The sequence below is a fragment of the Streptomyces sp. JNUCC 64 genome (assembly GCF_054484115.1).
The window spans coordinates 4,533,941-4,560,171 of sequence record NZ_CM137015.1; the positions used below are offsets into that span (position 1 = coordinate 4,533,941).

At 74.3% G+C, this 26,231-nt stretch carries 25 protein-coding genes and 2 pseudogenes; 6 read left to right on the forward strand and 21 right to left on the reverse strand.

What is annotated here, in order from left to right:
• Positions 1–610 precede the first annotated feature (610 nt).
• Both ACVWNX_RS18810 and ACVWNX_RS18815 read left to right on the forward strand, forming a co-directional pair.
• The gene (locus tag ACVWNX_RS18810) at positions 611–1,279 is read left to right on the forward strand and encodes a SigE family RNA polymerase sigma factor (RefSeq protein ID WP_454408415.1); all 669 of its coding nucleotides are present in this window, start codon (positions 611–613) and stop codon (positions 1,277–1,279) included.
• Positions 1,280–1,401: 122 nt separating this feature from the next.
• Entirely contained in the window at positions 1,402–3,072 is a 1,671-nt protein-coding gene (locus tag ACVWNX_RS18815) for a hypothetical protein (protein WP_454408417.1), read from the forward strand.
• Here ACVWNX_RS18815 and ACVWNX_RS18820 read toward each other — a convergent pair.
• From ACVWNX_RS18820 to ACVWNX_RS18885, 14 genes and pseudogenes are all read right to left on the reverse strand, one after another.
• A complete protein-coding gene (locus ACVWNX_RS18820; protein WP_454408419.1) occupies positions 3,042–3,962 on the reverse strand; it encodes an SURF1 family cytochrome oxidase biogenesis protein in 921 nt (306 codons plus the stop codon). The two genes, ACVWNX_RS18815 and ACVWNX_RS18820, sit on opposite strands and share 31 nt — an antisense overlap.
• Before the next feature lie 164 nt (positions 3,963–4,126).
• On the reverse strand, positions 4,127–6,004 hold the full coding sequence (locus tag ACVWNX_RS18825; RefSeq protein ID WP_454414835.1) for a S9 family peptidase: 1,878 nt from the start codon (positions 6,002–6,004) through the stop codon (positions 4,127–4,129).
• A gap of 91 nt (positions 6,005–6,095) precedes the next feature.
• Positions 6,096–6,554: pseudogene (locus tag ACVWNX_RS18830) on the reverse strand (hypothetical protein); the annotation flags it as partial.
• A gap of 97 nt (positions 6,555–6,651) precedes the next feature.
• Entirely contained in the window at positions 6,652–6,882 is a 231-nt protein-coding gene (locus ACVWNX_RS18835) for a DUF397 domain-containing protein (RefSeq protein WP_454408420.1), read from the reverse strand.
• Positions 6,883–7,018: 136 nt separating this feature from the next.
• On the reverse strand, positions 7,019–7,867 hold the full coding sequence (locus tag ACVWNX_RS18840; protein WP_454408421.1) for a helix-turn-helix domain-containing protein: 849 nt from the start codon (positions 7,865–7,867) through the stop codon (positions 7,019–7,021).
• On the reverse strand, positions 7,857–8,381 hold the full coding sequence (locus ACVWNX_RS18845) for a DUF6879 family protein (protein ID WP_454408422.1): 525 nt from the start codon (positions 8,379–8,381) through the stop codon (positions 7,857–7,859). Before ACVWNX_RS18845 ends, ACVWNX_RS18840 begins: the two co-directional genes overlap by 11 nt.
• A complete protein-coding gene (locus ACVWNX_RS18850) occupies positions 8,365–8,571 on the reverse strand; it encodes a hypothetical protein (protein ID WP_454408424.1) in 207 nt (68 codons plus the stop codon). Before ACVWNX_RS18850 ends, ACVWNX_RS18845 begins: the two co-directional genes overlap by 17 nt.
• A gap of 360 nt (positions 8,572–8,931) precedes the next feature.
• Positions 8,932–9,567 (reverse strand): class I SAM-dependent methyltransferase, encoded by a 636-nt coding sequence (locus ACVWNX_RS18855; protein ID WP_454408426.1) that lies wholly within the window; start codon positions 9,565–9,567, stop codon positions 8,932–8,934.
• A 121-nt stretch (positions 9,568–9,688) separates the two neighbouring features.
• The gene (locus ACVWNX_RS18860) at positions 9,689–10,528 is read right to left on the reverse strand and encodes a helix-turn-helix domain-containing protein (RefSeq protein ID WP_454408428.1); all 840 of its coding nucleotides are present in this window, start codon (positions 10,526–10,528) and stop codon (positions 9,689–9,691) included.
• Positions 10,518–10,862: a DUF6191 domain-containing protein gene (locus tag ACVWNX_RS18865; RefSeq protein ID WP_454408430.1), complete on the reverse strand. Its 345-nt coding sequence runs from the start codon at positions 10,860–10,862 to the stop codon at positions 10,518–10,520. The genes ACVWNX_RS18860 and ACVWNX_RS18865 overlap by 11 nt, the downstream gene beginning before the upstream one ends.
• A 46-nt stretch (positions 10,863–10,908) precedes the next feature.
• The gene (locus tag ACVWNX_RS18870; RefSeq protein ID WP_454408432.1) at positions 10,909–12,042 is read right to left on the reverse strand and encodes a PucR family transcriptional regulator; all 1,134 of its coding nucleotides are present in this window, start codon (positions 12,040–12,042) and stop codon (positions 10,909–10,911) included.
• A 128-nt stretch (positions 12,043–12,170) separates the two neighbouring features.
• Positions 12,171–12,578, reverse strand: a complete 408-nt coding sequence (locus ACVWNX_RS18875) for a rodlin (protein WP_454414836.1) — start codon at positions 12,576–12,578, stop codon at positions 12,171–12,173.
• Between the two features lie 654 nt (positions 12,579–13,232).
• On the reverse strand, positions 13,233–13,646 hold the full coding sequence (locus tag ACVWNX_RS18880) for a rodlin (protein ID WP_454408433.1): 414 nt from the start codon (positions 13,644–13,646) through the stop codon (positions 13,233–13,235).
• Positions 13,647–13,849: 203 nt separating this feature from the next.
• On the reverse strand, positions 13,850–14,302 hold the full coding sequence (locus ACVWNX_RS18885; protein WP_454408434.1) for a hypothetical protein: 453 nt from the start codon (positions 14,300–14,302) through the stop codon (positions 13,850–13,852).
• A 318-nt stretch (positions 14,303–14,620) separates the two neighbouring features.
• Between ACVWNX_RS18885 and ACVWNX_RS18890 the strand changes: the two genes are divergently transcribed.
• The 3 genes from ACVWNX_RS18890 (at position 14,621) to ACVWNX_RS18900 (ending at position 16,859) form a co-directional block, all read left to right on the forward strand.
• Entirely contained in the window at positions 14,621–15,031 is a 411-nt protein-coding gene (locus tag ACVWNX_RS18890; RefSeq protein WP_454408436.1) for a rodlin, read from the forward strand.
• A 368-nt stretch (positions 15,032–15,399) separates the two neighbouring features.
• Positions 15,400–15,657, forward strand: coding sequence for a chaplin (locus ACVWNX_RS18895; RefSeq protein WP_454414837.1), 258 nt, complete (start codon positions 15,400–15,402; stop codon positions 15,655–15,657).
• Positions 15,658–15,800: 143 nt separating this feature from the next.
• Positions 15,801–16,859, forward strand: a complete 1,059-nt coding sequence (locus ACVWNX_RS18900) for a chaplin (protein ID WP_454408437.1) — start codon at positions 15,801–15,803, stop codon at positions 16,857–16,859.
• A gap of 26 nt (positions 16,860–16,885) precedes the next feature.
• Here ACVWNX_RS18900 and ACVWNX_RS18905 read toward each other — a convergent pair whose 3' ends face one another.
• From ACVWNX_RS18905 to ACVWNX_RS18915, 3 genes are read right to left on the reverse strand one after another with little or no spacing between them, the layout of a single operon-like run.
• Entirely contained in the window at positions 16,886–17,389 is a 504-nt protein-coding gene (locus ACVWNX_RS18905; protein ID WP_454408439.1) for a tetratricopeptide repeat protein, read from the reverse strand.
• Between the two features lie 38 nt (positions 17,390–17,427).
• Positions 17,428–18,699, reverse strand: coding sequence for an NAD(P)-binding domain-containing protein (locus tag ACVWNX_RS18910; protein ID WP_454408440.1), 1,272 nt, complete (start codon positions 18,697–18,699; stop codon positions 17,428–17,430).
• Positions 18,699–19,976 carry a carboxylate--amine ligase gene (locus ACVWNX_RS18915; RefSeq protein WP_454408441.1) on the reverse strand — a complete coding sequence of 426 codons (1,278 nt, stop codon included), beginning with the start codon at positions 19,974–19,976 and terminating at the stop codon, positions 18,699–18,701. Before ACVWNX_RS18915 ends, ACVWNX_RS18910 begins: the two co-directional genes overlap by 1 nt.
• Before the next feature lie 169 nt (positions 19,977–20,145).
• Between ACVWNX_RS18915 and ACVWNX_RS18920 the strand changes: the two genes are divergently transcribed.
• A complete protein-coding gene (locus ACVWNX_RS18920) occupies positions 20,146–21,567 on the forward strand; it encodes a glycoside hydrolase family 26 protein (RefSeq protein ID WP_454408442.1) in 1,422 nt (473 codons plus the stop codon).
• Between the two features lie 307 nt (positions 21,568–21,874).
• Here ACVWNX_RS18920 and ACVWNX_RS18925 read toward each other — a convergent pair whose 3' ends face one another.
• The 4 genes and pseudogenes from ACVWNX_RS18925 to ACVWNX_RS18940 form a co-directional block, all read right to left on the reverse strand.
• Positions 21,875–23,146, reverse strand: coding sequence for a GNAT family N-acetyltransferase (locus ACVWNX_RS18925; protein ID WP_454408444.1), 1,272 nt, complete (start codon positions 23,144–23,146; stop codon positions 21,875–21,877).
• Complete coding sequence (locus ACVWNX_RS18930) at positions 23,143–23,799, reverse strand: lipopolysaccharide biosynthesis protein (protein WP_454408445.1); 657 nt, start codon at positions 23,797–23,799, stop codon at positions 23,143–23,145. The genes ACVWNX_RS18925 and ACVWNX_RS18930 overlap by 4 nt, the downstream gene beginning before the upstream one ends.
• 199 nt (positions 23,800–23,998) lie before the next feature.
• A complete protein-coding gene (locus ACVWNX_RS18935; RefSeq protein ID WP_454408447.1) occupies positions 23,999–25,186 on the reverse strand; it encodes a glycosyltransferase in 1,188 nt (395 codons plus the stop codon).
• A gap of 239 nt (positions 25,187–25,425) precedes the next feature.
• A pseudogene (locus ACVWNX_RS18940) lies at positions 25,426–26,094 on the reverse strand (polysaccharide deacetylase family protein); the annotation flags it as partial.
• Positions 26,095–26,231 lie beyond the last annotated feature (137 nt).

Here is a 26,231-nt window from a genome sequence, read left to right on the forward strand (position 1 = left end):
ACGGGAAGGGGCGGCCGAGGGCGACGGACGGCGAAATCCAGCCATCAACGGCAGGCGCCCAGGGAAGGAAAGGGGCGCGGGAACCGCACGCGCGCCCCCACGGGCCCACGCCGTACCCCCGGCCCGCGCGGCGACTCGCGCCCCTCAATACGCCCCCGCACCGGACGGCCCGCGCCCCGGGGACCCGTCCCCGAAGCCCCCCGCCCGCCGGAACCCGGCGGGCAGCCCGCGCGGGCGAGGTCCCCGTCCCCCGGAAAGGGACGCCGGGACCTCCGAAACGGCCCCCGCCGCCCCCGCCAGCGAAAATCCCTGCTAGCCAAGCCCGAATTCATTTGTAGGATCACCGTAAGTCCCACGGAACCCACCCATGGCCCCGTGAGCCCTCCCCGTCGCGCCGCTGCAACCAAGCGCACCGCGACCCGCGTCTAGGCGTACGTCTGTGCGGACGCCAGGAGGTTCCGCCGGGTGGTCACGGGGGCGTGAACGACATCGGGGCGAGGGAAGAGCTGGTACGCATGTGGGCGGATGGCGCTGTGTCGAGCAGAGTGCCCGGAACCGGACAGAGGACCACGGCGTACAACCCTGAACCGGGTGAGTGTGTCCAACTGACGTGGCAGAGGTACTCGACTTCCCAGTGGTCCAGGCGTACGGCACCGTCCCGCGCCCTTCCCGGCGCCCCCGCGCGGTCTCCGCGCCCGGCGGCATGCCGGTGATCGCCCCCGTGCCCGCGACCCGTCCCACCTCGGTCCCGTCCCCGCGCAAGAGCGCGGAGGACGTTCCGGCGGAGGGCACCACCGTTGACCACCTGACCGAGACCTACCGGGCGCACTACCGCTCGCTGCTCGGTCTCGCCGCCCTGCTCCTCGACGACACCGCGTCCTGCGAGGACGTCGTCCAGGAGGCGTTCATCCGGGTGCACTCCGCGCGCAAGCGCGTCCGCGAGCCGGAGAAGACCCTCGCGTACCTGCGGCAGACGGTCGTGAACCTCTCGCGGTCCGCGCTGCGCCGCCGCATCCTCGGGCTCAAGCTGCTCTCCAAGCCGATGCCGGACATGGCGAGCGCGGAGGAGGGGGCCTACGACCTGCTGGAGCGGGACGCCCTGATCCAGGCGATGAAGGGCCTCCAGCGCCGCCAGCGCGAGGTCCTCGTCCTGCGGTACTTCGCGGACATGACCGAGGTGCAGGTCGCGGAGACGCTCGGGGTGTCCCTGGGCTCGGTGAAGGCGTACGGATCCCGGGGGATAGCCGCCCTACGGGTCGCCATGGGAGCCAAGAAGTGAGCGGGGAACATCAGGGCCGCCGCGACGGCACGCCCCCGTCCGGTAACGGCGGAGAGCCGGGAGACTGGACCGGTGCCGATCGGGCCCCGAACGAGAACGAGCGAGACGCTGGGAACGGAACCGTGAACGAGAGCCCCTCCACCGGAACCGGAACCGGACCCGACGGCGGCGCCTCCGCGCCGGACCGCGCGGACGCCGTGGACGGCACCGGGTCCGCCGGGCCCGCCGAAGCGGAACGGGCCGACCCGGCCGGACCCGCAGACCCGGCCGGCCCCGCCGGGCCGGCCGGCCCCGCCGAAGGATCGGCCAGCGTCCCTGGTGACCCCGAAGCCACTGGCGACTCCGCAGCCCCCAGCGACCCGGAAGGCCCTGGCGGCTCCGGAGGCTCCGACACCCCCCCGGCCTCCAGTACCTCCAGTGCCTCCGTCGACGCACCCGGCGAGCCCGGCACCGCCAGGACCTCCGAGCCCTCCAAGGCCCCCGGACCGTCCAAGGCCCCCGGGAACCCGGCGACCCCCGCGCCCGCCGCCACCGCCGACAACGACGGCGACAACGACGGCGACGCCTCCGCACCGAAGAAGAAGCCCGCAGAGCAGCCGGAGCGGTCGGAGCAGCCCGAGAAGCCCGAGGAGCCGGAGCAGTCGAAGAAGCCGGAGGAGAAGGACGACGTCCCGTCCCTCGACCTCGGCGGGCTGGACGACCTCAAGGGGCTCGACGGGCTGGACGACCTCCACGGCCTGCTGCACCAGCGGGTCGGCCTGCTGGAGCCCTCGGACGACGCCCTGGAGCGACTGCGCCGGGCCGTCCCCGCGCGCCGCGCCCGCAAGCGCCAGGCGATGGTCGGGGTCGTCGCGGCGGCCGTCCTGATCGGGACGGCGGTGCCCACCGTCGTCCACCTGGCGAACCGGCCGGGCACCACGGACACCCACGTCTCGACCATCGGCCACGGCGAGCGGACCCCGGACTCCAGCAAGGCCGCCGAGAGCAAGGGCGCCACGCCCTCGCCCGACCGCACCCGCAAGAAGTCCGGTTCCCCGAGCAAGCCCCCGAAGGGCGGCGGCAAGGGCGACAAGGACAAGCCCTCGAAGGGCGGCGGCTCCGGCTCCGGCGGGGGCTCCGGCTCCGGTGGCAGCGGCAGCGGCGGCAGCGGCGGCGGCCCGGTCACCGGCGGGGGCTCCAGCTCCGGCGGTACCAACAGCGGCGGTACCGGTTCCGACAACGCCACCTCCCCGAGCTGCGGCCCCGGCCACCTCGGCCAGGCGACGTCGGCCGCCGGTGCCCCGGGCCCGGACGGCACGGTCTACGGCTCGTTCCGGGTGGCGAACGTCTCCTCCGCGAACTGCACGGTCGACGGGGGCGGCAGCGTCGCCGTCATCGCCCAGGGGGCGACGCAGCCGGAGGACGTCGGCGCGCTCACCCACACCTCCGGCGACGCGGCGACGGGCCTGCCCGCGCCCTCGTCGGAACCGTCCTCGCTGATCCTGGAGCCGGGCGCGTCCTATCAGGTCCAGTTCGCCTGGGTGCCGTCCGACTCCTGTCCCACCGAGGGCGGTGGCGACACCGGGGGCGAGACCCTTGAGCCCACCGCCCCCGCCGGGGAGGCGGGCGGCGGCGACACCTCGGAGACGGGCGGCGGCGCGGCACCGCAGCTGGCGGGCCAGGAGGAACTCCCGGTGGACGGGAGCGTCACGGTCGCGTACACGGCGGAACCGGGCGTGCCCACCACCTCGGTGGTCGTCCCCGACGCCTGCGCGGGAACCGTCTACTTCACGGGAGCCCTGCCCACGTCCTGACCGACGGCCGCGACCGGGTCCGCGTCTTCCGCGTCCGGTCCCGGGTCCGTGTCCGGTCCCGGTTCCGGGGCCTCGGCGCTCGCCGCCGGGCCCCGGTCCGCGTCCGGTCCCGGAGCGGGGACGGGACCGGGCTCGGTGACGATGCCGAGGGAGGCGTCCCGGGCGGCCTCGGTCTCCCGCCGGACCAGCCGGAACCACATGAAGACCACGAACCCGGCGAAGACGAACCACTCGCCGGTGTAGCCGAGGTTCTGGAACGCCTTCAGGTCCAGCCCGGTGTTCTCCGGGGCGGCGGCGGGCACGGCGGTCATCCCGGAGTCGGCCGGGTCCAGGGTCACCCACGCGTTCTCGACGTCGTAGGGGACCAGGTTCACCAGGGTCGCCGCGCTGATCATGCCGATCTGCCCGGGGGGCAGCCCACCGGCGGTGCGGGCCCCGTCGCTGCTGGCGCTCTCCGAGGGCTGGAGGGCACCGGTGACGGTCACCTCGCCGCGCGGCGCGGGGGGCGCGGCCGAGGCGTCGGCGGCGCCGGGCAGCCAGCCCCGGACCACCGGCAGCACGGGGCCGTCCCCGGTCCGCAGCAGCCCCAGTACGTAGTGGCCGGACTTCCCGTCGAGGGAGCGGTCCGGGACGAGGAACTGCTCGGTGTACCGGCCGGTCGCCGTCACCCGGTCGCCGGACGTCTCCTTGGTGACGGGCAGCAGCCCGGCGAGCGGCCGGGCGGGCTTCTGGGCGTCGGCCCCGGCGCGGTCGGCGGCGGTCTTGTGGTCCTCGACGCGGTCCTCGAACCGGCCCAGCTGCCAGGAGCCCATGAACAGGCAGAACGGGATCGCCAGCACGACGAAGACGTTGATCGCCCACCAGCGCGGAGTCAGCAGAAACCGGTACACGCCCCCACGGTACGGGGCCGCGCCGCCCCCGACGGCAAGGGGGTGCCCTCCCGGGCCGGGGAGGGCGGACCCTCCCGGGCCGGGAAGGCGGACCTCCCCGGCCCGGGCGACGGACCGGGGAGGGCACCCCGGAGAACCGGCCCCGGACGGGGGAGGAAGGGGGACTACGCCTCCGAAGGGACGCCGGACCCGGCGGTGGCGGCCCCGGGAGCGTCGGCCCCGGCGGTGGCGTCGGGCCCAACGGTGGCGTCGGCCCCGGCCAGATGGACCCGGGCGAAGTCCAGCTCCTTGCGGACCTGCCGCACCCGCTCGTCCACGACCAGCGAACCGTGCCCCGCGTCGTACCGGTACACCTCGTGCACCGCGTCCCGGGCCCGCAGCCGGTCGACGTAGTTGTCGATCTGCCGGATCGGGCACCGGGGGTCGTTGACCCCGGCCGAGACGTACACCGGCGCCTTCACCGCGTCGACGTAGGTGAGCGGGGAGGAGGCGGTCCACCGCTCGGGGACCTCCTCGGGGGTGCCCCCGAAGAGGGTCCGGTCCAGCGCCTTCAACGCCTCCATCTCGTCGTGGTAGGCGGTGACGTAGTCCGCGACGGGCACCGCGGCGATCCCCACCGACCAGTCGGCGGGCCGGGTGCCGACGCCGAGGAGGGTGAGGTACCCGCCCCAGGAGCCGCCGGTCAGCACCAGCCGGGCCGGGTCCGCGAGCCCGGAGGTGACGGCCCACTCCCGGACCGCCGCGATGTCCTCCAGCTCGATCAGGCCCACCCGGTGCTTGAGCGCGTCGGTCCACTCCCGGCCGTAGCCGGTGGACCCCCGGTAGTTGACCCGGACGACCGCGTACCCGTGGTCGACCCAGGCGGCGGGCCCGGCCGCGAAGGCGTCGCTGTCGTGCCAGGTCGGTCCGCCGTGGATGTCGAAGACGGTCGGCAGCGGCCCCCGGGCCCCGGCGGGCCGCTGGACGAGCGCGTGGATCCGGCCGCCGGGCCCCTCCACCCACACGTCCTCCACCGGCACCGAGGCGGGGGCGCGCAGCCCCGGCGGGTCCAGCACCACCGCGCCGCTGGTGGAGCGGACCACGGGCGGCTCGGCGGCCGAGGACCACAAGTACTCGACGCTGCCGTCGGGCCGGGCGGTGGCCCCGGAGACCGTGCCGCGCGGGGTGTCGATCCGCTCCAGCGCCCCGGTGGCGAGGTCATGGCGCCACAGCTCGCCCCGGGCCTCGAACTCGTGGACGACGAGCAGCGCGGAGCCGTCCGGGTACCACTCGGCGGACACGTCACCGGGCAGGTCCAGCGCCAGGTCCCGCTCCTCGCCGCTGGCCACGTCCCACACCATCGGCTCCCAGCGGCCCCGCCGCTGATGGCCGACGAGCAGCCGGGTGTCCCCGGCGACCGGCGCGAAGCCGAGCACCTCCAGACCCAGCTCCTCGGTGCCGCCCCGGGTGTCGTCCAGCTCCGCGACGGTCGTCCCGTCGGGCCGGATCACCCGCAGCGCGGAGTGCATGGCGTCACCGTGCTCGGTGTGCTCGACGGCGATCAGCGTCCCGTCGTGCGAGAGGTCGCCGACCCCGGCGGACTGCCGGTGCCGGTACACCTCGACGGGCGGCCCGTCGCCGCGCACCACGTGGATGGTCGAACCGTCCTCGTCGGTGGACCGCCCGACGACCACCGGGCCGCCGTCCCGGCCGATCGCCAGCCCGGCCGGGTAGGAGGCGTCCAGCCCCGGCACGGCGGGCTCGTCCGGCCCGGTGTGCCCGGCGGGCCGCCCGCCGAACGGCTGCCGCCGCCAGATCCCGAACTCGTCCCCGTCCTTGTCGTCGAACCACCAGATCCAGGCGCCGTCGGGGGAGAGCGTGCCGTCGGTGGTCCCGTTGGCGCGCTCGGTCACCTTGCGCTGCTCCCCGGAGTCCCGGTCCCACGCGTACAGCTCGTACGTCCCCGTCGCGTTGGACACGAACAGGGCCCGCCCCGGAGCGTCCTCGGCCCATCCGGGCAGGGAGACCCGTGCCGCGCGGAACCGCTTCTCCCAGTCGGGCATCTCGTCAGTCATGCCGTCCATTGTGCGCGGCCGGAGCCGCCACCCGGCGCGGACCGGACGGCGACCGGGCCGGGACGGACGGCGACCGGGCCGGACACTCCAGCTCCGGGACGGCGCGGTTCGGCGAACAGCACACCAGGGCGAGCGACAGGAACGCGGGCCGTTCGAGGTAGAAGCCATGCGTCACGTCCCCGCCCCGGCCGAGCCGTCGGGCGGCCGACTCGACGAGCGCCGCCAGCCGTCCACCGTCACGGTCCGACCCCGACCCGAACCGGGGCGCGTACTCGGTGAACCGCTCCCCGAGCCAGACCGCCGCCGCTCCCGGCTCCTCCCAGCTGCCGCGAACCAGCCGCCCCGGCTTGACCAGCCAGTACGCCGTCTCCAGCGGCGGCAACTCCACGACCGGGAACTCCGCCGTCACCTCCCTGTGCCGCTGGACCAGCTCCGGCCTGCCGCCCACCGGGGGCGGAACGGGATGCGGAGGACGCCGCAGGGCCTCCTCGTCGAAGCGTTGCTTGGCGCCGGTCCACAGATAACCGTGGTAGTGCAACCGCCCGTCCTGTCCGTCGTGTCGTCCGTCGTGTCCCGAGCGGCCGAAGGCGGTCTCCGCCCTTCCGGAGAACGGAGACCGCCGGTCGGTGAGCCGATCAGGCCGAGACGGTGAAACGGGCCGGGTCGATACCGGCGGCGGTCAGTTCGGAGGTGGTGAAGCGCAACGGGACCAGATCGGGCCGCTTGTCGTCGCCCAGTGCCCACGCGTCGGGGCCGATCTTCGCCAGCGTGGCGCAGGACTCGCCGTCCGGATGCGTGTTGCCCCCGCACGCCTTGAAGAACGCGGCTCCCTCGACGGGCAGGCTGTACAGGTCGGTTCCGGGCATGGGTGTGCCCTTCCTGTGAGATCGGTGGGGGCGGGCTCAGACCGGAATCAAGACCTCTTCCGCGCCCGCTCCGTGCCGCCCGGCCGTTCCGTCGGCACAGTTACATCCTCGACCTGCCGAAGGGGAACCTCTAGCGTTATTCGCGTTGTCGGGTAAAGATCCCGGACCACTCGCTGAGGAGCGACCGGAAATCATCTCCGAACACGGCAAGCTCTTCGTACCTGTCGAAGTGCTCTCGGATTTCTGCGATGTCGCGATGGTCGCGCAACAAGACTGCGCCAGTAGGTGTTTCCACGGTGACCAACCGATGGTCGTAAACTGTGAATACGCTGAGTGGGTTTACCCCTACAGGGCCGACCAGCCCGTTCGGGATGACGCCGATACGCACTGTGGGAATGCGGGAGAGTGATACCAGACGGTCTAGCTGCATGGTCATTTCAAGTGGAGAGACCATAGGCCACTTCACGGCCTGTTCCGTGAGCAGGAACGTGAACCGCTTGGACGGATCCATGAGCACTCGTTGCCGTTCCAGCTTCTTGGCGATGGTCTTGCTCATGTCGCCCGAATTGCGGGAGAGGCTGGCCCGCACGTACTCAGGCGTGGCCAAGAGTCCCGTAATCATGGTGGGCAGGAAGAACCGGAACTCGGCAGTGACTACCTCAAGCCGCGACAGCTCGTTCTGCTTCTTGTCGAGCCCCCGCCTCCGCGAGGACCAGTCGTCTTGCCACTCGGTGTTGGCCGACCGGGCGAGCGACGAAATGTCTCTCGCTAGCTTTCCATCGGCTTGAAGGGCTTCAAGGATCAGCTCTACGTCAACAATGGTAGGTGTGAGCTTACGGCTTTCAATGTTACTGATCTTGGTTTGAGACATGTTGCAGCGCTTGGCGAGCGCGGTCTGACTGAGACCGGCCCGCCGTCGCTCCGCGCGTAGTGCTTCGGCCAGGTCGGATCTGGACTGGCCCAGCCTTTCAGGCTCAAGCGTCAAGCGTCTTCACGTACTCCTCGAAAGGTACGGAATTTTCGACGGCGATGCGCCGCCATTCCCGGTACGGGGTCAGATCCCCGTCGAACACCTCGCGGTTGATCTGCGTACCGTCCGGCCGGAAGTTCAGATGTACGAGCTTCAGGTCATCGAACATCCACCAGTCCTGACCGGCGAGGGGAAGACCGAAGTCTTCATGCGTCACGTCGAGGACCCTGATGTCCTCTCCGGCCGCGATGTTGTCGGGGACGCCCCAGGCGAACTGGTAGCGCTGATAGTCCGTCAATGGCTGACGGACTATGCGCACACGGCCGATGGTCCGGCCGGTAGCTCTGTATGTGCGAACGTCTTCATGCCAGAGGGCATTGTGTCGCTCGGGCTTGGGCTCACCGCGAAGGAACCGTTCGACGTTCGCTCGCTCGGACGGCATCGAGTACGTGGGTTGCGCCTCGAACCGCCATGCGTCCTGAGTGAAGGAGTCGAAATACCGGCCCCACTCGTCACCATCCAAGAACACGGACAGCCTCCCTCAAGACGTTCTCGGGGATACGGACCAGGGCCTCACCGGCCGGGGGCTGGAATGTGGCGTCGGTGTCCCCCTGGACCACAATGGAGCCATCAGCGGCCCGGTACACGTTGGGGCAGTCCTTGTTGTCGCAGTTGCCGTTGCCGCCGCCGGTAAGGCGGGTCAGATCTTCACGAGCCATGGTGGAACCCCCTCGTTCCGGCCCTCGCGCGGGCTGGTCGAGAAGACGTTACGAGCCTGGGCAGTTGGGCGTCTACGCGGGAACGCCAATATTCGCGTTGTCGCATAAAGAAGCCCCTCGGGAGGGCGCCGGAGGGGCTGGAGTCAGGCGGCCAGGCCACGCGGGAGCGGCGCGCGGGACTGGACGGACGTTCTCAAGCAGAGGCAAGACCCGTCCCCGCCCTTGTCGTCGAACCACCAGATCCAGGCGCCGTCGGGGAGAGCGTCACGGCCGTCGCCAGGGCCCTGAGCATCGGCGGGACCACCCTCTCCACCAGGGCACCTTGCCGCGACTGCCTGAGAAAGGCGTACGGCCGCGTCGTCAGGCCGCTCGGGCGCGAACCAGCATCGTGCCCACCGCCTTGGCCCCGGGCGGGTCGATCAAGGACACACGCACATCGGAGAAGCCGTGCCCCACAAGAAGGCTCCTCCACTCGTCCGGGGTGTGGTCGTGTCGCATTCCCGCCTTGCCGGGCTGTAGCTCTTGGCTCCCCGGGGGAAGGTGGGAGAACGCCAGTACCCCGCCGAGGGACATGCGTTCCCGTACGAGCGGCATCAACGCGTCGGGAGCCGTGAACCACACGGCACCGAAGATCGAGAGCACGACGTCGAACGTCTCCGTCGCACGCTCCAGGAACGCGACGGCCTCAGCCGTACGGAATTCCACACCGGGCAGATCGCCCCAGCGCTCGCGCGCGACGGCTTCGCGGGACGGAGCGACGTCGATCCCCACGCCGCTGGCCCCGAGGGTGACGAGGTGGGCGAGGTTGTCACCGCTGCCTGATCCCAGCTCCAGTACCTTCCGCCCCGCCACCGGTCCGAGAACGGTCTCGTCCGGGCCGTGATCGGCGTACTGGGTCCAGTTGAGCCAGCTCGATTCCCCGCGCCCGTTGACTGCCCTACGGGGCTTGCTGGTGGCCGCGTAGCGCTCCCAGGACTCAGCCAGCGTCGACGACATGCAGACGGTTCCTCTCATGGCGAAGGGGCCCACCCCCAACGTAGGGAACGGCGACCGGTCCACGCGTGCCGTCCGCCCTCCGCCCTCTCCGCGGAACGGAGACCGCCGGTCGGCGAGCCGCTCAGGCCGGGGCGGCGAAGAACGCGGACCACCGGCCCAGGAGTTCCCGGCACTCGTCTCCGAACGCCGCGTACGACTCGTACCTGTCGAAGTCCTCGCGGTACGCGTTCACATCGCGGTGGTCCCGCAGGATCAACGCGCCGGTGCCGGTCTCCACGGTCGCCAGCCGCCGGTCGTAGACCGTGAAGGTGTTCAGCGGCATTTCCGGGACGCGGCCCGCGAGGGGGATGACCCCGAGCCGGACATTCGGGATACGGGAGACCGAGGACAGCCGGTCGAGCTGCGCCCTCATGGCGGGGCCCGGTAGCAGCGGCCAGCGGACGGCTTGCTCCGTCAGCAGGAACGTGAACGACTTCGACGGGTCGTGGAGGACGCTTTGGCGTTCCAGTTTCCTCGCGATGACCCTGGACTGGTCTCCGGGGACGTCCGCGATGCTGGCGCGCACGTACTCCGGCGTGGCCAGCAGCCCCGTGACGGCGGAGAGCAGGAAGAAGCGGAACTCCGTCGTGACCGCTTCGAGCCCGGCCAACTCGTTCTGCTTCTTGTCGAGACCCCGGCGCAGTGAGGACCGGTTGTCCTGCCACTCGGTGTTCGCCGCGCGAACCGACTCGATGACCCTTGAGGCCGTCGGACCATCGGTTCCCAGCGCTTCGAGGACCGACTCCACCTCAACGAGGGTGGGGGTGACGTTCCCGCTCTCCATGTCGCTGACCCTGGTCTGCGACATGTCGCAGCGGCGAGCGAGCCAGCTCTGAGTCCTCCCGGCCCGCTTCCGCAGGCTCCGCAGCGCTTCCGCCAGGTCCGACCCGGACTGACCCAGCCGTTCGGGCTCAAAGATCAAAACTGCCCCTGCCCCGCGCTTCCTGGCCGGGCGCCCGGACCACCGCGACGCCGCCGTCCAGGTCGATGCGGGTGCGGTGCGGCGGGGCGCCGTCGTCCTCGTCGTCGCGCAGCACCAGCGCGGACTGCCGTTCCTTCAGCTCGTCCTGCTTCCCCGGCGACAACGCCCCGTGCAACTGTTCGAATCCGGTGGAGGAGATCTGTCCCGCCCGGCCCCCGTTCCGCCACGGCAGCAGTCCGGCCCGTCCCGCGCGCAGGAAGAGCTGGTCCACGAAGGCGATCACGGTCAGCACGATGACGAGCCCCGGCAGCGTCATGAAGAAGACGAACCCCATCCGTCCAGTGTGCCCGAACGACCTTCGAACGGAAGCGGGTTGGGCCTCAAGGGGTGGCGGAGGGGCGTCCCGGCCAGTCCAGCAGCCGGGCGCCGATCACCGCGGTCTGCAGGGTGTAGCGCTGGACGGGGTCGGCGGGGTCCGCGCCGGTCAGCTGGTGGACCCGGGCCAGCCGGTAGCTGAGCGCCCGCACGCTCAGCGACAGCCGCCGCGCCGCCTCGGCGGTGACGCACCCCGCGTCGAAGTAGACGGTCAGCGTCTCCAGCAGCGGCCCCGCCCCGCCCCGGGCCCGCTCCAGGGGCCCCAGCGTGTGGTGCACCAGCTCGGTCATCGCCTGCCGGTCACGGGTCAGCACCGGGAAGACCAGCAGATCGGCGGCGCGCAGCACGGGCCCTTCGAGACCGAGCCGCTCCGCGAGGTCCAGGGCGTTCAGCGCCTCCTCGTAGGAGTGGACCACCCCGCCGACCCCGGGCTGGGGCCGTCCCACCGCGACCCGGGAGCCCCCGGTGGCCGCGTACGCCTGCTTGGCGAAGTGGGTGAGGGCGTCGTCCTGGTCCCCGGGCGCCACGCACACCAGCAGCCCGTCCTTGGTGGTGACGAGGACCCCGCGGTCCCCGAACCGGGCGATCAGCGCCTGCTCCACCCGCCGGGGCACCGAGTCCCCCTCCTCGTACGGGACGGGTCCCGCGGCGACGGCGACCGCGTGGGTGGAGGAGAACCGCAGTCCGAAGCGTTCCGCGCGGGCGGCGAGCCGTCCCAGGTCGCTGCGCCCGTACAGCAGGTCGTCGACGAACTCGCGCCGCGCCGCGGCCTCCTGCCGGACGGCGAGCCGCTGGGCCCGCTCGTACCCCTCGGCGACCGCGTCCACGGCCTGTTCGACGGCGGCGAGGACCCGGTCCGGGGAGCCGCCGGTCAGCGGCCAGTGGGCGCGGGTGGCGGCGAGGTGCGCGGCGATCAGCGGCCGGATGCGCAGCCCCGCCTCGGCGGCCCGTTCCCCGAGGGCGCGCCGCGCGGTCAGCTCGTCCCGGGTGAGCCGCCGCCCGGTGGCGGCGACGTCGGTGAGGACGCTGGCGTATCCGTCGAGGTCGAGGAGGCCGGGGAGGTCGGCGGGACCGGCGTCCGCCGCGCGGTCGGCGGCGGTGGCGGGCGGGTCGTACGCGGTCGTTCCGGCCGTGGTCATGGGCGCCCCCGTTCTGCTGATCCGGTGACGACTCTCTCACGGGGTCGCCGTCCGGGTCCGTGGCGGGGCACGCGGAAGGGGCCGACCGCGTGCGCGGTCGGCCCCTTCGTGGTCCGGGAGGGACGCGATCAGCTGTTGCCGGCGCCGTTGCCCGACAGGATCGGGATGTCCTCCAGGATGTGCGACAGCGGCTCGTCGCCCTTGACCTGCGAGGAGTTCTCCACGCACTGCTGGTTCTGCGGGGAGGACAGGACGTTGACGTCCTGGACCGTGATCGGGACGACCCCGATCAGCGAACCGGCGTTGACCTTCGCGGGGAGCCCGATGCAGGGCTTGTTCAGGGAGCCCTGGATGAGCGCGAACTGCGGGCTCCAGTCCCCGTGGGTGGCGGAGTTGCCGTACGCCTGGGTGGCGCCGTTGCCGTTGACGGTGGTGGTGCCACCGTCGTTGCCGATCGCCATGGCGGGGGCGGCGGCAGCCGATACCCCGGCGAAGGAGGCGGCGACGGCCGCGGCTGCCCACAGCTTCTTCATGATTCTCACCCTTTCGAGAGCGGGCCCCTGGGTCTCGGAGCCGCATGATGATCAACTGCGTGTTCGAGGCGGGGGTTGCGCCAGTTGACCCGAATGGCGGAGCGCCCGCGCGCACCGGGGGCGCCACCCATGTCACGGACGCCGGTCCACGCGTTGGAAGGGCATGACGGACGCACAGGACGACGGACGGGACGAACCCGGTCAACGGGACGGCGGGGACGGCGGCTGGCGGCGCGGACTGATCCCGGTCAGCCGCCGCCCACCGGGACCCCAGAGACCGCAGGCACCCCAGAGACCGCAGGGGCCGCAGGGGCCACAGGGGTCACCCGGACCAGCCGGACCGGCCGGAGCGCCCGGTCCGGCCCGGTCGTCGAGGCCCCCCGGACCACCACGGCCCGGCCCCGGGCCATCGGGTCCCGGCGGCCCGGAGCCGGAGTACCTGCGGCTGGCGCGGGAGTGGCGACGGACGGGCCGGACGGTGCCGGGGCGCCCCGACCCGGAGTGGGACGCGCTGGTCCACCGGGAGATCTGGCCCCGGTGAGCCGGACGGACACCGCCCCGCACGCCGATCCGCGCGCCGACCGGAACGGGCCCGGGAACGCGGAACGGGCCGCCGTGGTGTCACGGCGGCCCGCTCCGGTGCGGTGCGGCGGAGGATCAGTTGTTGCCGACGCCGTTGCCCGAGAGCACCGGGATGTCGCTGAGCAGGTGCGACAGCGGCTCGTCGCCCTTGACCTGCGAGGAGTTCTCCACGCACTGCTGGTTCTGCGGGGAGGACAGGACGTTGAGGTCCTGGACGGTGATCGGGACCAGCAGACCGATCAGCGAACCGGCGTTGACCTTCGCCGGCAGACCGATGCAGGGCTTGTTCAGCGAGCCCTGGACCAGCGCGAACTGCGGGCTCCAGTTGCCGTGGGTGGCGGAGTTGCCGTACGCCTGGGTGGCGCCGTTGCCGTTGACGGTGGTGGTGCCGGCGTCGTTGCCGATGGCCATCGCCGGGGCGGCGGTGGCGGCGGAGGCGCCGATGGCGGCGGCGGAGAGGGCGGCGGCGGCCATGACCTTCTTGAGCACGGGAATTCCCCTTCAGTACGTCTCTGTTCGCGAGCTGGGCGTCAGCCGCGCGTCGTGATTCGCTGTGTCGCTTCCCGGGGTGGTCACGGTGGCGACCACCGGAAGCGCCGGTCCCGTGGCGCTCAGCCCGTCCCGGAGCCCCCTGCCCAACTTCCGCCGCAGGTCTTGGTTGCTGCCCTTCACTCCGATGGATGAAGCGGGCCTCACGAGGAGGACGCGCCCGCCTCCTTGAGCCGCACCGGACGGTTGGGGCGCCGGTGCAGATGCAGGAACGACAGCCGGGTCACGGTGTCGCCCCGCGCCGCCGGGCGCTCCCCGTCGCCGCCGTCCCCGCCCGCTCCGCCGTCCTCGGTGACGAGGTCCGCGTCGTCCGGGGCGATCCGCCAGGTCAGACGGCCCGCCGCGGTGTCGATCCGCACGGTGCGCACCCCCGCCGGATCGGGGGCGCTGACCCGTCCCGCGTGCAGCCGCGACACATAGGCGACGAGCGCCGCCCGTTCCTTGTGCAGCGCGTCGAGTTCCTCGTGGACGGCGGCGAGCCGCTCCACGAGCCGCAGCTCCCGCTCCGACCACCCGGAGCCTCCGGAGCCCCTGGAGTCCCCGGAGCGCCCGGGGCGTCCGGAGCCCTCCGGGGAGGTGTCCTTCTCGTCGATCACGCGCTTCACGGAATCCCTTTCGAGCCCGCCCCGGACGGATTCCCCGGGGACGGAGGAATTCCGGTCTTCCCGAGGTTCCGCGGGCGGCGCAGCGTTCTGGACAGAACCGGCCGAAAGGATAATCAGACGCGCTCCGCCCGGGGCATGTGACGCGCGGATTTCCGATTTCCGTCGTCAACCCGTCACACGGCCCCGAAGGCGCCGATCCGTTGCGCCGTGCGGGTGACCCGGGCCGACCGGGTGAAGACCCGCAACTATTCCGGTGCGCGGCAGTTGTCCAGCAGGCACCAGCAACCAGGTCAGAAAAGGAACACTCGCATGCTCAAGAAGGTCATGGCCGCGGCCGGTGTCGCCGCCTCCGTCGTCGGCGTCGCCGCCGCCACCGCCGCTCCCGCGATGGCCATCGGCAACGACGGCGGCACCACCACCGTCAACGGAAACGGGTCGACCCAGGCCTACGGCAACTCCAAGACCCACGGCGACGGCAGCCCGCAGTTCGGCGCCGTCCAGGGCTCGCTCAACAAGCTCTGCCTCGGCGTGCCGGTCAAGGCCAACCTGGGCTCCCTCATCGGCCTCATCCCGATCACGGTGCAGGACGTCAACGTCCTCTCCTCCCCGCAGAACCAGCAGTGCGCCGAGAACTCCTCGCAGATCAAGGGCGACGAGCCGCTGTCGCACATCCTCAGCGACATCCCGGTCCTCTCCGGCAACGGCGTCGGCAACAGCTGACCCGCACCGGTCGCGAGACCGCCGCGCGGGCCGTACGGCACCGGTCGTCCGCCCTCCCGTCCGGGAGGCGCGGCGTCCGGCGCCGCACGGCCCACCCGGCCCCTTCCCTCCTCTTCCTCCCCTCCCTCCCGCCCTTCTCCCCGGGCCCGCGCCCTCCCTTTCCCGGGAATTCCGGCCCCGTACGTTTCACCGGCCCCGACGACCCTCCCCGTGCCCCGTGGTACGGGTGATTCGGGTTGTTCGGGTGAATGTCGTGGAAAAGAGCGCCGCTCGCGGTTTCCTCGTCCGCTCCTGATCGTTGGGCAGTCCATCGGTCATGGCGCGGTTTCCCGAAATCCGGGCCCGCTCGGTTCGTCCGACACATCGGCCTGACCGTAGAGAAGGGAAAACACGTGAAGCTCAAGAAGACGGCGGCCGTGGTCGCCGGACTCCTCCTGGCCATGGGGGCCGCCTCCCCGGCGGTCGCCGACTCCAACGCCAACGGCGCCGCTGTCGGCTCGCCCGGCGTGCTGTCCGGCAACGTGATCCAGGTCCCGATCCACATCCCGGTGAACGTCTGTGGAAACAGCATCAACATCATCGGGCTGCTGAACCCGGCGTTCGGCAACGTCTGCGTCAACGGCTGACGCGAACGGCACTCCCGTGACGGCGCGGCCCTCCGGGGCCGTGCCGTCCGCCGGCCCTCCGGAACCGCTCGCGCGGTCCGGGGGCCGGCGCCCTCTCGGGCGCCCGCGCGCCCAGTCCCTTCGGCGAAACGGAGACCCCTTCCATGCGACAGGCCCTCAGCAAGGGCGTGCTCACGGCCGCGGCCGCGACGAGCATCCTGTCCCTGCCAGGAGGTCAGGCGCTCGCCGCCGACGCGAGCGCCGCGGCGGTCGGCTCACCGGGGGTGCTCTCCGGGAACACCGTCTCCGCGCCCATCACGGTGCCGGTGAACGTCAGCGGCAACAGCGTCAACGGTGCCTCCGTCCTCAACCCGGCCTTCGGCAACCAGGCCGTCAACGAGACCGGGCCCACGGTCGCCCACGGCGGCCCGCACCCGGGCGCCGTCGACTACCCGCCCGGCTCCCCCTACGACCCGCACGCCCCCGGCGGGCCCTGGTCACAGGACCCTGGACCGGGCGCCGCCGCCCAGAACGGGAGCGGGACCCCGTCGTCCGCCCAGGGTCCGTCCGCCCGGGAGCTGCCCGCCCAGCGGACCGCCCCCGCCCGTGAGGCGGCCCCCGCGCCGTCCGGACAGGGCGCCCGGCACGCGGCCCCCAAGCGCACCGGACCCAAGCACGCCGCGCCCCCGAAGTCGGCCAAGCACGCCAAGTCCGCCAAGCACGCCAAGCCGGGCCGCAGCACGCACCCCGGTCCCGTCGCCACCGCGGGCGGCAGCAGCGCCTCGGGTGCCGCCGTCGGTTCGCCCGGCGCGCTCTCCGGCAACCTCGGCCAGCTCCCCGTGGACGTCCCGGTCAACCTCTGCGGCAACACGGTGAACGTCGTCGCGCTGCTCAACCCGGTGTTCGGCAACAGCTGCGCCAACGTCGCGACGCCCGTCGGGCCCCCGCCCGTGGTGACCGTGCCGCCCGGGCCGCCGACCGTGCCGCCGGTCACCGTCACCCCGCCCCGCGAGGCCCCGCACACCGAGACCCCCAACCCGCCCGGACGCCCCGGCCGCACCGTGCCGCCGAGGGTCGTCCCCGCCCATGAGCACCGGGCCCGTCCGGTCGCCCCCGTGCTCGCCGACACCGGGGCGGGCGACACCACCCTGGGCATCGCCGCCGCCTCCGCCGCGCTGCTCTTCGGCGGCGGGGTGCTCTACCGCCGGGCCGCCCGGCGCTGATCCAGACACCCCCTACGCCCGGGACCTCACGCCAACGCGTCGAGGTCCCGGGCGTAGTGCCGGATGGCCTCCCGGTACGCCCGCACCGACGGGTCCCCGCTGGTCTCCGCGAGCAGCTCCAGCAGCAGCCGCGCCGACTCGTGGTGGGCGCCGGTGTTGAACAGGGCCATCGCCAGGAACGCGCGCAGGGCGCCCTCGTCGGGGAACTCCCCGGCGCCCGCCCGCAGCGTCGTCACCGCGTCCTCGTAGCGGCCGAGCACCCGGTAGGTGCTGCCGAGGCCGAGCAGCGCGCCCCGGCGGTCCTCCCCGTCGAGGCCGGGCAGGGCCAGCGCCCGCTCGTAGTGCGGGACGGCCTCCGCCTCCAGGCCGAGCACGTCGTGCGCCCACGCCGTCTGGTACGCGACCTCCGCGTCGTCCGGGTGCGCGGCCGACAGCTCCAGCAGCCGGGCGCGGGCCTCCTCGCGCCGTCCGTCCTCCCGCAGCCGGACCGCCTCGGCCAGGAGGGCGTCCCGTGTCCCGTCGTCGCTCATCGGGGCATCCTCCCAGCCGGTCGGGTCCGTCGGTCCGGTCAGGGGTGGGCGGGGGCGCCGTCGCGGGCCGTGGGGCGGCCCGGCGCCGGGACCAGCGGCTGCCCGGCCTCCAGGGGATGACGGCGCAGATGCCGTCGCACGCCCCGCACCAGCCGGTCCGCGGTGTACGAGGCGCCGTACACGAACCGCATCGCCGGGCCGAAGGCGGAGGCGGTGACCAGCCCGGCCAGGAACAGGCCCGGCCAGGACGAGGCGAACTCCCGGCCCACCGCCGGGGAGCCGTCCGCGCAGGGCAGCAGGGCGTCGCGCAGATCGGGGGCGAGGACGCGCAGCCGCTCGCGGGTGGCGCGGAAGCCCGTCGCCGCGATCACGTGGTCCGTCAGCAGCGGCTCCACCGCGCCCGACGGGCCCCGGACCTCCAGTCGCACCCGGCCCCCGGTGACGGCCGCGCGGACCGTCTCGTGACCCGCCAGCACCTCCACCGCCCCCTCGAACCGCTCCCGCAGCCACCACGCCCCGGCCGGGCCCAGCGCGGTCGCCGCGATCCGGGCCCGGGTGGCCTCCGGCAGCCGTCGGAACGCCCCGGGCAGCTCGCTGTACGACCAGTTGCGCCAGCCGCAGCCCAGACCGCTGTGCGGGGCCCGCGCCGACTGCCACCAGGGGCGCCGCCAGGCGGGCGGCAGCCCGTTCCAGTCGAGGGAACCGGCCCGGGCCAGCACCCGGACCCGGGTGCCCTGTTCGGCGAGGAGCGCGGCGGTCTCCAGGGCGGCCTGGCCCGCGCCGATCACCGTCACGTCCCGGTCCCGGAAGCGGGTCAGATCGGCGTGGTGGCCGCTGTGGGTGACGTGCTCGGGGCCGAGGGGGGCCAGCGGGGCGGGGAGGTCCACGAACGGCAGCACCCCGACGGCCAGCGCCACCGACCGGGCCCGCACCCGCTCGCCGTCCTCGGTGACCGCCTCGAAGCCGCCCGGACAGCTGCTGACGGTCCGGACGGTCCGCTCGTCCACCCCCGGCACCGCCCGGTCCGCGAACCACAGCCCGTACGCGGCGAACGTCCGCACCGGGAGCGGGACGCCGTGCCGGGCGGGCAGTCCGCGCTCCGCGCAGTAGGCGTCCAGACCGTGACGGCGGCCGGGGTCGGAGAGGTGGGAGGCCCAGGGCTCCGACTTGAGGAACATCCCCGGGGGCATGTGGTCCCGCCAGGCGGCCATCGGGCGGCCGAAGACCCGGGGGTTCAGTCCGGCGGCCGCGGCGTGCGCGGCGATCGACAGGCCGTAGGGGCCCGCCCCCACCACCAGGAGGTCGTCCATCAGAGGTTGCTCTCTTTCTCGTGCGGGGTGTGCGGGGTGTGCGGGGTGTGCGGGGCATGTGGTGCGCGGGGGGCGTGGGGTGGGTCGGGGCGTGGTCGGGGGAGGGCGCGGCGCAGGGCGCGGGCGGCGGCGTGCCGGGGCCACAGCAGGGCCATCGCCCGGCCCGGGGCCGGATCGTCCCGGGCGCACCAGGCCAGTTCGGCGGGGCCGGGACGCAGCGGGGCGGTCAGGGCGGCCAGCGGGGCGTAGTTCTCCACCACGTACGAGCGGCCGGGCAGCGGCGCCGGGTCGGGCAGCCGGCGCCCGGTCAGGTCCAGGTGCAGGGCGCGGACCACGTCGATGCCCCGGCCGTCCGCGAAGAGCCGGAACTGGGCGCCCGGCCGGGGGTTGAAGTCCAGCAGGTGGTACGCGTCGGCCACCGGGTCGTGACGGAAGTCGAGGTCCAGGACGCCCTGGTAGCCGAGCGCCCGGACGAGTTCCCCGGCGGCCTCCTCCAGCCGGGGGTTGGGGGTCCAGCGGCCCACGGAGGTGAGCCCGGCGCGCGGCGGCCAGGAACGCCGTTTGCGTCCGCAGCCGCCGCCCCGCACGGTTCCGCTCCGGTCGGCGTACCCGTGGAAGAACCAGTCGCGGCGCGGGCCCGGCGGAAGGTACGCCTGGAGCAGCAGGGGGCTGCCCGCCTCGGCGGAGCGCCGGTACAGGGCGGCGGCCTCGGCGGCCGAGCGCAGCAGCAGGGTGGAGCGCAGTCCGGCGCCGGGGGGCAGCAGCCAGGGACGGCTCCACTTGGCGATCACCGGCGGTCCCAGGCGCTCGGCGGCCCCGGCCGCCGCCCGGGGGCTGTCGGGGACGAGGGTGGTCGGGTGCGGGATGTCCAGGGCCCGGCACACCTCGGCCAGCCGGGCCTTGTCCGCGACCTGTTCGGCGGGGGCGCCCGGACGGCCCGGCAGCAGATACGGCCCGGCGAGGTCCCGGTGCGCCCGGCTCACCGCGATGGCGCCCGCGTCGTCCAGCGGCACCAGCACCGCCGGGCGGGCGACGACCGAGGCGACCTCGCGCAGCACCTCGGCGACGGCGGCCGGGTCCGCGCCGGGCGGCGGGGGACGGTGCGCCCGGTGCAGATAGCGGGAGCGGCGGACGGGACTCGCCGCGCAGTCCGCGACCACGTGGACCTCCGCGCCGCCCCGCCCCAGCGAGCGCACCGCGCCGAGGGTGCCGTGGTGGAAGGGGTTCCGGTCGATGCGCAGGAGTACGGCGGGAACGTCCGGGTCCAGCAGCGACACGGCTTGCCTCCACGATTCACTCACCCAAGCGGGCGGATGGGTGCCGCACCGGGGTTGAATCCCCGTTCGGCGCAATAGGAATACTTGTGGGCCGGTTTCTCGGAAGCTTCTCAAGGCGGGGGCGAGGAAGGCCGAAAAGGCGAGCAGAGAATTCCCCTAGGAGCGGCACATGGCCTATCAGAAACACCGGGCGTCCCGGTTCCGCAGAGCGCTCGCCCCGCTCGTGTCCCGGGCGTCCGCGGTGGTCGCCCTGGTGGCGCTCGCCGTCACCGGGGCGGTGGTCGCGGCCCCGGCCGCCACGGCCGCCCCCGCCGTCGACGAGGCGGCCCCGGCCGCCGAGCGGCCCCCGTTCGGCGCCTACCTGGACTACGGGCCGCGCGGAGTGGCCCGGATGGCGGAGCTGAGCCAGTGGCTCGGCGGCGCGGAGCTGCGCGTCGGCCACACCTACCTGCCCGGCGACAGCTGGGCGGGCATCGAGGGCCAGGTCGACTTCCTGGCCGACTGGGCGGGGTGGAAGCAGGCGGGGCCCGACCGGATATTCGTCCTCAACGTGCCGATGTCGGCCCGCAACGAACAGCGGCTCAGTGACTTCCAGGTCCGCTCCGACCTGTGGCGGGGCGCCATCGGCTGGAACGACCTGCACTTCCGGATGCTCGCCCAGCGGCTGGTGGACCTCGGCCTCCAGGACACGGTCCTGGTGCTCGGCTGGGAGATGAACGGCACCACGTACGGCCACCGCTGCGGACCGGACCCGGTCATGTGGAAGAGGTACTGGAACAGGATCGTCACCACCATGCGTTCGGTGCCGGGCCAGGCGTTCCGCTTCGACTTCGCGCCGAGCCGGGGACGCGACGCCATCGGCTGGACGGCGTGCTACCCCGGTGACGACACGGTCGACATCATCGGAATGGACTCGTACGACCAGCCCGGCGGCGTCACCTTCGACGAGCAGGTGAGCGAACCGTTCGGACTCCAGCACCACGTGGACTTCGCGCGGGCCCACGGAAAGCCTATTTCCTATCCGGAATGGGGGCTGTTCCGAAACGGCGACAACGCCGAATACATGCGGAGCATGCTCCAGTGGATGGAACGGCATCCGCCCGTTTACCAGACCATCACCGATTACTGCCCGCACGGGGTGTGGCAGTGCGCGGCGAATCCGCGGGCCGCGGCCGTCTACCGGGAGCTGATGTCCGAGGCGCTGCCGGAGCCGCCGGTGCCGCCGCAGGAGCCGCCGGTCGTCACCCCGCCCGAGCCGCCCGCGCCGCCCGCCGAGCCGCCCGTCCCGCCGGAGCCCGCCGGGCCGGAACCGTCCGCCGAGCCGGAGTCCCCGGAGCCCGGGTGCGTGTCCGTCGACCTCGGGGCGTGGCTGGAGCAGTGGCTGGAGGAGCCGGTGTGCGTCCCCGATGTCTCCGACGTCTCCGGGGTGCCCGGGGTCGCGGAGGTTCCCGGGGTGCCCGGGGCCGCCGGGATCTCCGGCGGCACGGGGGCTTCCGGGGCTTCCCGGGGCTCCGGAGGGTCCGCTGACCCGGGTGGCTGGCCGGGCTGGGCCGGTCCGGCCGGGTGGGCCGGGGGGCCGGGGGCTTCCTAGGCGGGGCGTTGGGGGGCGGGTGCCCGGGTGCCCGTCCGGTGCCTGGTGCACGGCCGGTCCCGGCGGGTGTCCGTCCGGGACCGGGTGTCGCCCGTCCGGTCTTGGACGTTCGTCCGGTGCCGGGTGTTCGTCTGGTCTTGGGTGTTCGTCTGGTCCCCGGTGTTCGTCCGGTGCCTGATGTCCGTCTGGTGCCTGGTGCACGGCCGGTCCCGGCGGGTGTCCGTCCGGGACCGGGCGGCGGGTCCGAGTCCGGTGGGGACACCGGGCCGGGGGCCGGAGCGCCGGCCGGAGCACGGCGGCGGGTCCCTCAGGGCCCGCCGCCGTCACGTGTCCCCCCTCCCTCCGAGGCGGCCCGGGCGGCGGCCCGTTCCCGGCGGGCGCGGCGCGCCCGCCGGACCCGGTCGCGGGCCCAGGCGTCGCCCAGCGCGGCGGTCAGCAGCGGTGCGGACCACCGTCCGGCCATCAGCAGCCGCCGGTTGGCGACCGGTTCGGGCCGCCAGTGGTGCTTGTACGGCTCGTCGCCGCGCAGCAGGCTCAGCACCGGGGGACCGGGCGCGGCGCCCTCCCCGGTGAGCAGGCGCGCGCCGGAGCGCAGCAGCATCGACGCCACGTCCACCCGCCGTTCTCGCAGCGCCGGGTGCGCCCCGTAGAGGTAGGCCCCGGCGAGACCGGGTGCCAGCAGGGTCACGTCGACGGCGACCACCTCGTCCGGCTCCCCCGGGGCACCGGCCAGCCGGAACTCGGTGACCGCCGCGTGCCCCGAGCGGACCATCGGCACCACCGCGCGCTCCAGGTGCGCGGCGAACCGGGGCCGCAGGTGCTCCGCCGTCACGCTGCGGCCCCGCCACTGGAGCCGGTGCAGTTCGATCAGGGCGCGCAGCGCGGCGGGCACCTCGGCGGCGGGCACCACCCGGTCCCGCACCCCGAGGGCGTCCAGCTTGCGGAGCTTGGCGCGGACCCGCTGGGCGCGGGGGCGGGCGAGCCGGGCGACCAGTTCGTCCATGGGGGCGGCCGGGAGCTCCAGGCACAGCGAGTCGTCCAGCCGCCGCTTCGGTCCGTTCCAGGCCGCGTACACCCGGTCGGCGGCGGCGCCCGGCCGGACCTCCCGCAGGTCCACCACCGCCCCCTTGGCCGCCGTGGCGATCCCGGCGGCCAGGGCGCGGGCGGCGGGGGCGGCGCGGCGGTCGTCCAGGAGCACGTCCGCGTAGTCGCTGACGGCCCCGCCGAGCGGCACCAGCGCGGGCAGCGGACGGCGGACCAGGGTCAGCGGGGCCGCCGCGATCAGCTCCCCGCCCCTCCCGCCTTCCCGGCCGTTCCCCGCGTCCGGGTCCCCGCCGTCCCGGACCAGCACCACCCGCAGCTGTCCGGGGCGGCCGTACGAGGTCCACCAGGAGCGCAGCCAGGCGTGGTGCTGGAACGGGGTCGCGGCCCGGCCGCGGGCGAACAGCGCGTCCCACTCGTCGGCGAGGGCGTCGAACGCGGCCGGGTCCCGGCAGACCTCGACGACCGGGCCCGGGGCGGCGGCCGGGGCGCGGCGGGCGGGGGCCGCCGTCCCGGCCGCCGTGGCCGACGGGGTCATCGCTGGAGGTCCGCCGCCGGGGCCGGGGCGGGCACCGGCGCGGGCACCCCGGGCTCCGGGGCGCGCCGCCGGGGGCGGACCAGCAGGGCCAGCCCGCCGAGCAGTCCGCCCGCGCTGGCGCCGACCAGGGTGGTGACCACGGGACCGGCCGAACTGGGCGTGCCGGGCCGGGTCGCCCGGGAGAACTGGAGGAGCTGGACGTGGGTGCGCTCCTCGGTCTGGTTGGCGTTGATGGTCAGCGCCCGGGAGACCGCGTTGGCGATGTCGGCGGCCCGCGCGGGCCGGGCGGCGGTCGCCGAGATGGCGACCATCGGGGCCTCCGGGGAGGTCGCCGCGCGGACGCTGGAACGCAGTTCGGCGACCGGGACCCGGGCGGCGATTTGCGCGTCGCCGAGCACCGCGAGCTGGGTGGCCACCCGGCCGTACGCCTGGGCGAAGCCGAGGGCGGTCGCCGGGTCGGACTTCTCGGTCGGCACGGCGATGACGTAGCTGGTCGCGGTGTACTCGGGCGGCCTGAGCTTGCCGTAGGCGCCGCCCGCCACGGCTCCGGCGAGCGCGCAGCCGGGGATCAGCAGCCAGACGGGCAGGCGCCGCAGCCGGGCCAGTCGGGCCGGGCGGCGGGGGCGGGCGCCGGGGGTGTCGTCGTCGGTCATGTCTCTCGGTGTCTCCCTGGTCTGTGGTGGTGCGTTGTGCGTGGTGCGTTGTTCGTGTGGTGGGTGGCTCGTGACGGGTGGTGCGTGGCTCGTGGTGCGGGTGTTCTTCGTGTGCGCGGTCCGGGCGGGCGAGGTTCGCGGTGCGCGGGTGCGTCAGCGGCTCTCGTCGTCCGGGGGCCTCCGGGCGCCGGAGCGGTGGTCAGGGGCGGACGACCGAGGCGTAGACCCCGGTGAGGCGTTCGGCGCTGCGGGCGATCGAGTAGTGCGCGACGGCCGGGGGGACGACGCGTTCGGCGGGGCCCGCGTCCCGGAGCCGTCGCAGGGCCTCGGCGAAGGGGCCGGGGCCGGGGGCGAGCCGTTCCGCGCCGGGGGCCGCGCCGGGCGGCAGGTCGTCCAGGGCGGGGCAGTCCACGTACCGCACCGGCAGTCCGGAGGCGAGGGCCTCCAGCACGGCGAGTCCGAACGCCTCCTCGGGGGAGGGCGACGCCAGGACGTCCATCGCCGAGAGCAGGGCGGGCAGTCCGGGGGCGGTGGGGTCCGGGGCGGGGTCGGCCGTGGTGCGCGGGTGGGGGCCGGGCCGGGGGCCCGGGGTGGGCGCGAGGGCTTCGCCGGGGTCGGCGGGGCGGGCCTCGCCGGTGAGGACCACGCGGTCGGCGACTCCGGCGCGACGGGCGGTGCGGCGCAGCGCGGTCGCCTCCGGGCCCGCGCCGACGACGAGCAGCCGGACGTCGTCGGGGAGCGCCGCGAGCGCGGTGACGAGCTGGTCGAAGCGCTTGCCCCGGACCAGTCGGCCGACCGCCCCGACGACGAACGCGTCCTCGGGCAGTCCGTAGCGGGCGCGGATCCGGCGCCGGGCGTCCGGGTCGAAGCGCAGCGCGTCCGGGTCGATGCCGTTGGGGACGACGTGGATCCGCTGGCGGGGCACCCCCCAGCGGCGCAGCCGTTCGGCGACGGTGGGGGAGACGGCGACGGTGGCGTGGCCGAGGCGCTCGCCCGCGAGGTACAGCGCGCGGACCCCGGGGGTGAGCGGACGGCCCTCCATCTGGCCCTCCCCGAGGGAGTGCTCGGTGGCGACGACGGCCCGCACCCCGGCGACCCGGGCGGCGATCCGGCCGTAGAGGCAGGCTCGGTAGAGGTGGGTGTGGACGAGGTCGTAGCCGCCGGAGCGGATGTGCGCGACCAGCCGGGGCAGGGCCCGCAGATCGCGGTTGCCGGTCATTCCGAGGTGGGTGACGCGGATCCCGTCGGCGGACATCCCGTCGGCGACCGGACCGGGGTTGGTGAGCGTCACCACGTCGCAGGGGAAGGGGAGGTGACGGAGCATCAGGCGCAGTTGCTGTTCCGCGCCGCCGACCCCGAGGCCGGTGATGACGTGCAGGGCCTTCACGAGGACTCCGGTCGGCCGGGGGCGGTGGCCCGTCCCGGGGCGGCGGTCCGCCCGGGGGTGAGTGGTGTGCGGCGGGCGGTGCGGGAAGCGGCGCGGACGGTCGTCCGGGTGACCGGGGGCGTGTCGGGGGCGTGGACGCTGGCGGTGGCCCCGGACGGGGGCCCGGGTCTTTTGCCGCGCGCCGGTTCGGGCGCCGGGCGCGCGGGGGTGACGGGCGCCCCGGCGTACGACGGCATGGGGCGGCGCACCGGGCTGAGCAGCCGTTTCAGCTCCAGCCGCACTCCGGTGTCCTCCTGGCCGATGTGCACCCGGGGCAGGGCGAGTTCACCGGCGAGCGGACCGGGCGCGATGGCGCAGCCGTAGCGGTAACCGGCGGCGCGGACGGCAGCGACCACCCGGGCGTCCACGGTGCCGTACGGGTAGCAGAAGCCGGTGACCTCGGTACCGGTCAGCTCCCGCAGCAGGGTCCGGCTGTCGAGGGTCTCGGCGCGCAGGGTGGCGTCGTCGGCCCGGGTCAGATCGAGGTGGGTCAGCCCGTGCGAGCCGATCTCGATCCCGGCCGCCGCCGCCGCGCGCACCCCGTCGGCGGTGAGCAGCGGCTTCCGGACGCCGAGCGGGTCCCAGGCGTTGTCGCCGCCGAGCCGCCCCGGCAGCACGAACAGGGTCGCCCCGCACCCCCAGTGGCGCAGCACGGGCAGCGCGTGGTCGAGGAAGTCGGCGTATCCGTCGTCGAAGGTCAGCGCGACCAGCCCGCGCGCCCGGCCGCGCGCCCGCGCGGCCACCAGCTCCCGGGCGCTCACCCCCCGCAGCCCGCGCCGCCGCAGCCGCCGCAGCTGTCCGTCGAGGCGCTCGGGGGTGACGGTGATGCGGTACGGGTCGTCGCCGGTCCGGGTGACCGAGTGGTACATGGCGATCCACTCCGGCGCGTGCGCGGGGCGCGTGGCGAGCGCGTCCCAGAACTGGGCGGCGGGGCCGGGGCGGGGCGCGGCCCGGGTGGCGGCGCCGGGGGCCACGGGGCCGGGCGCGGGGGCGGCTCGGTGCGGGG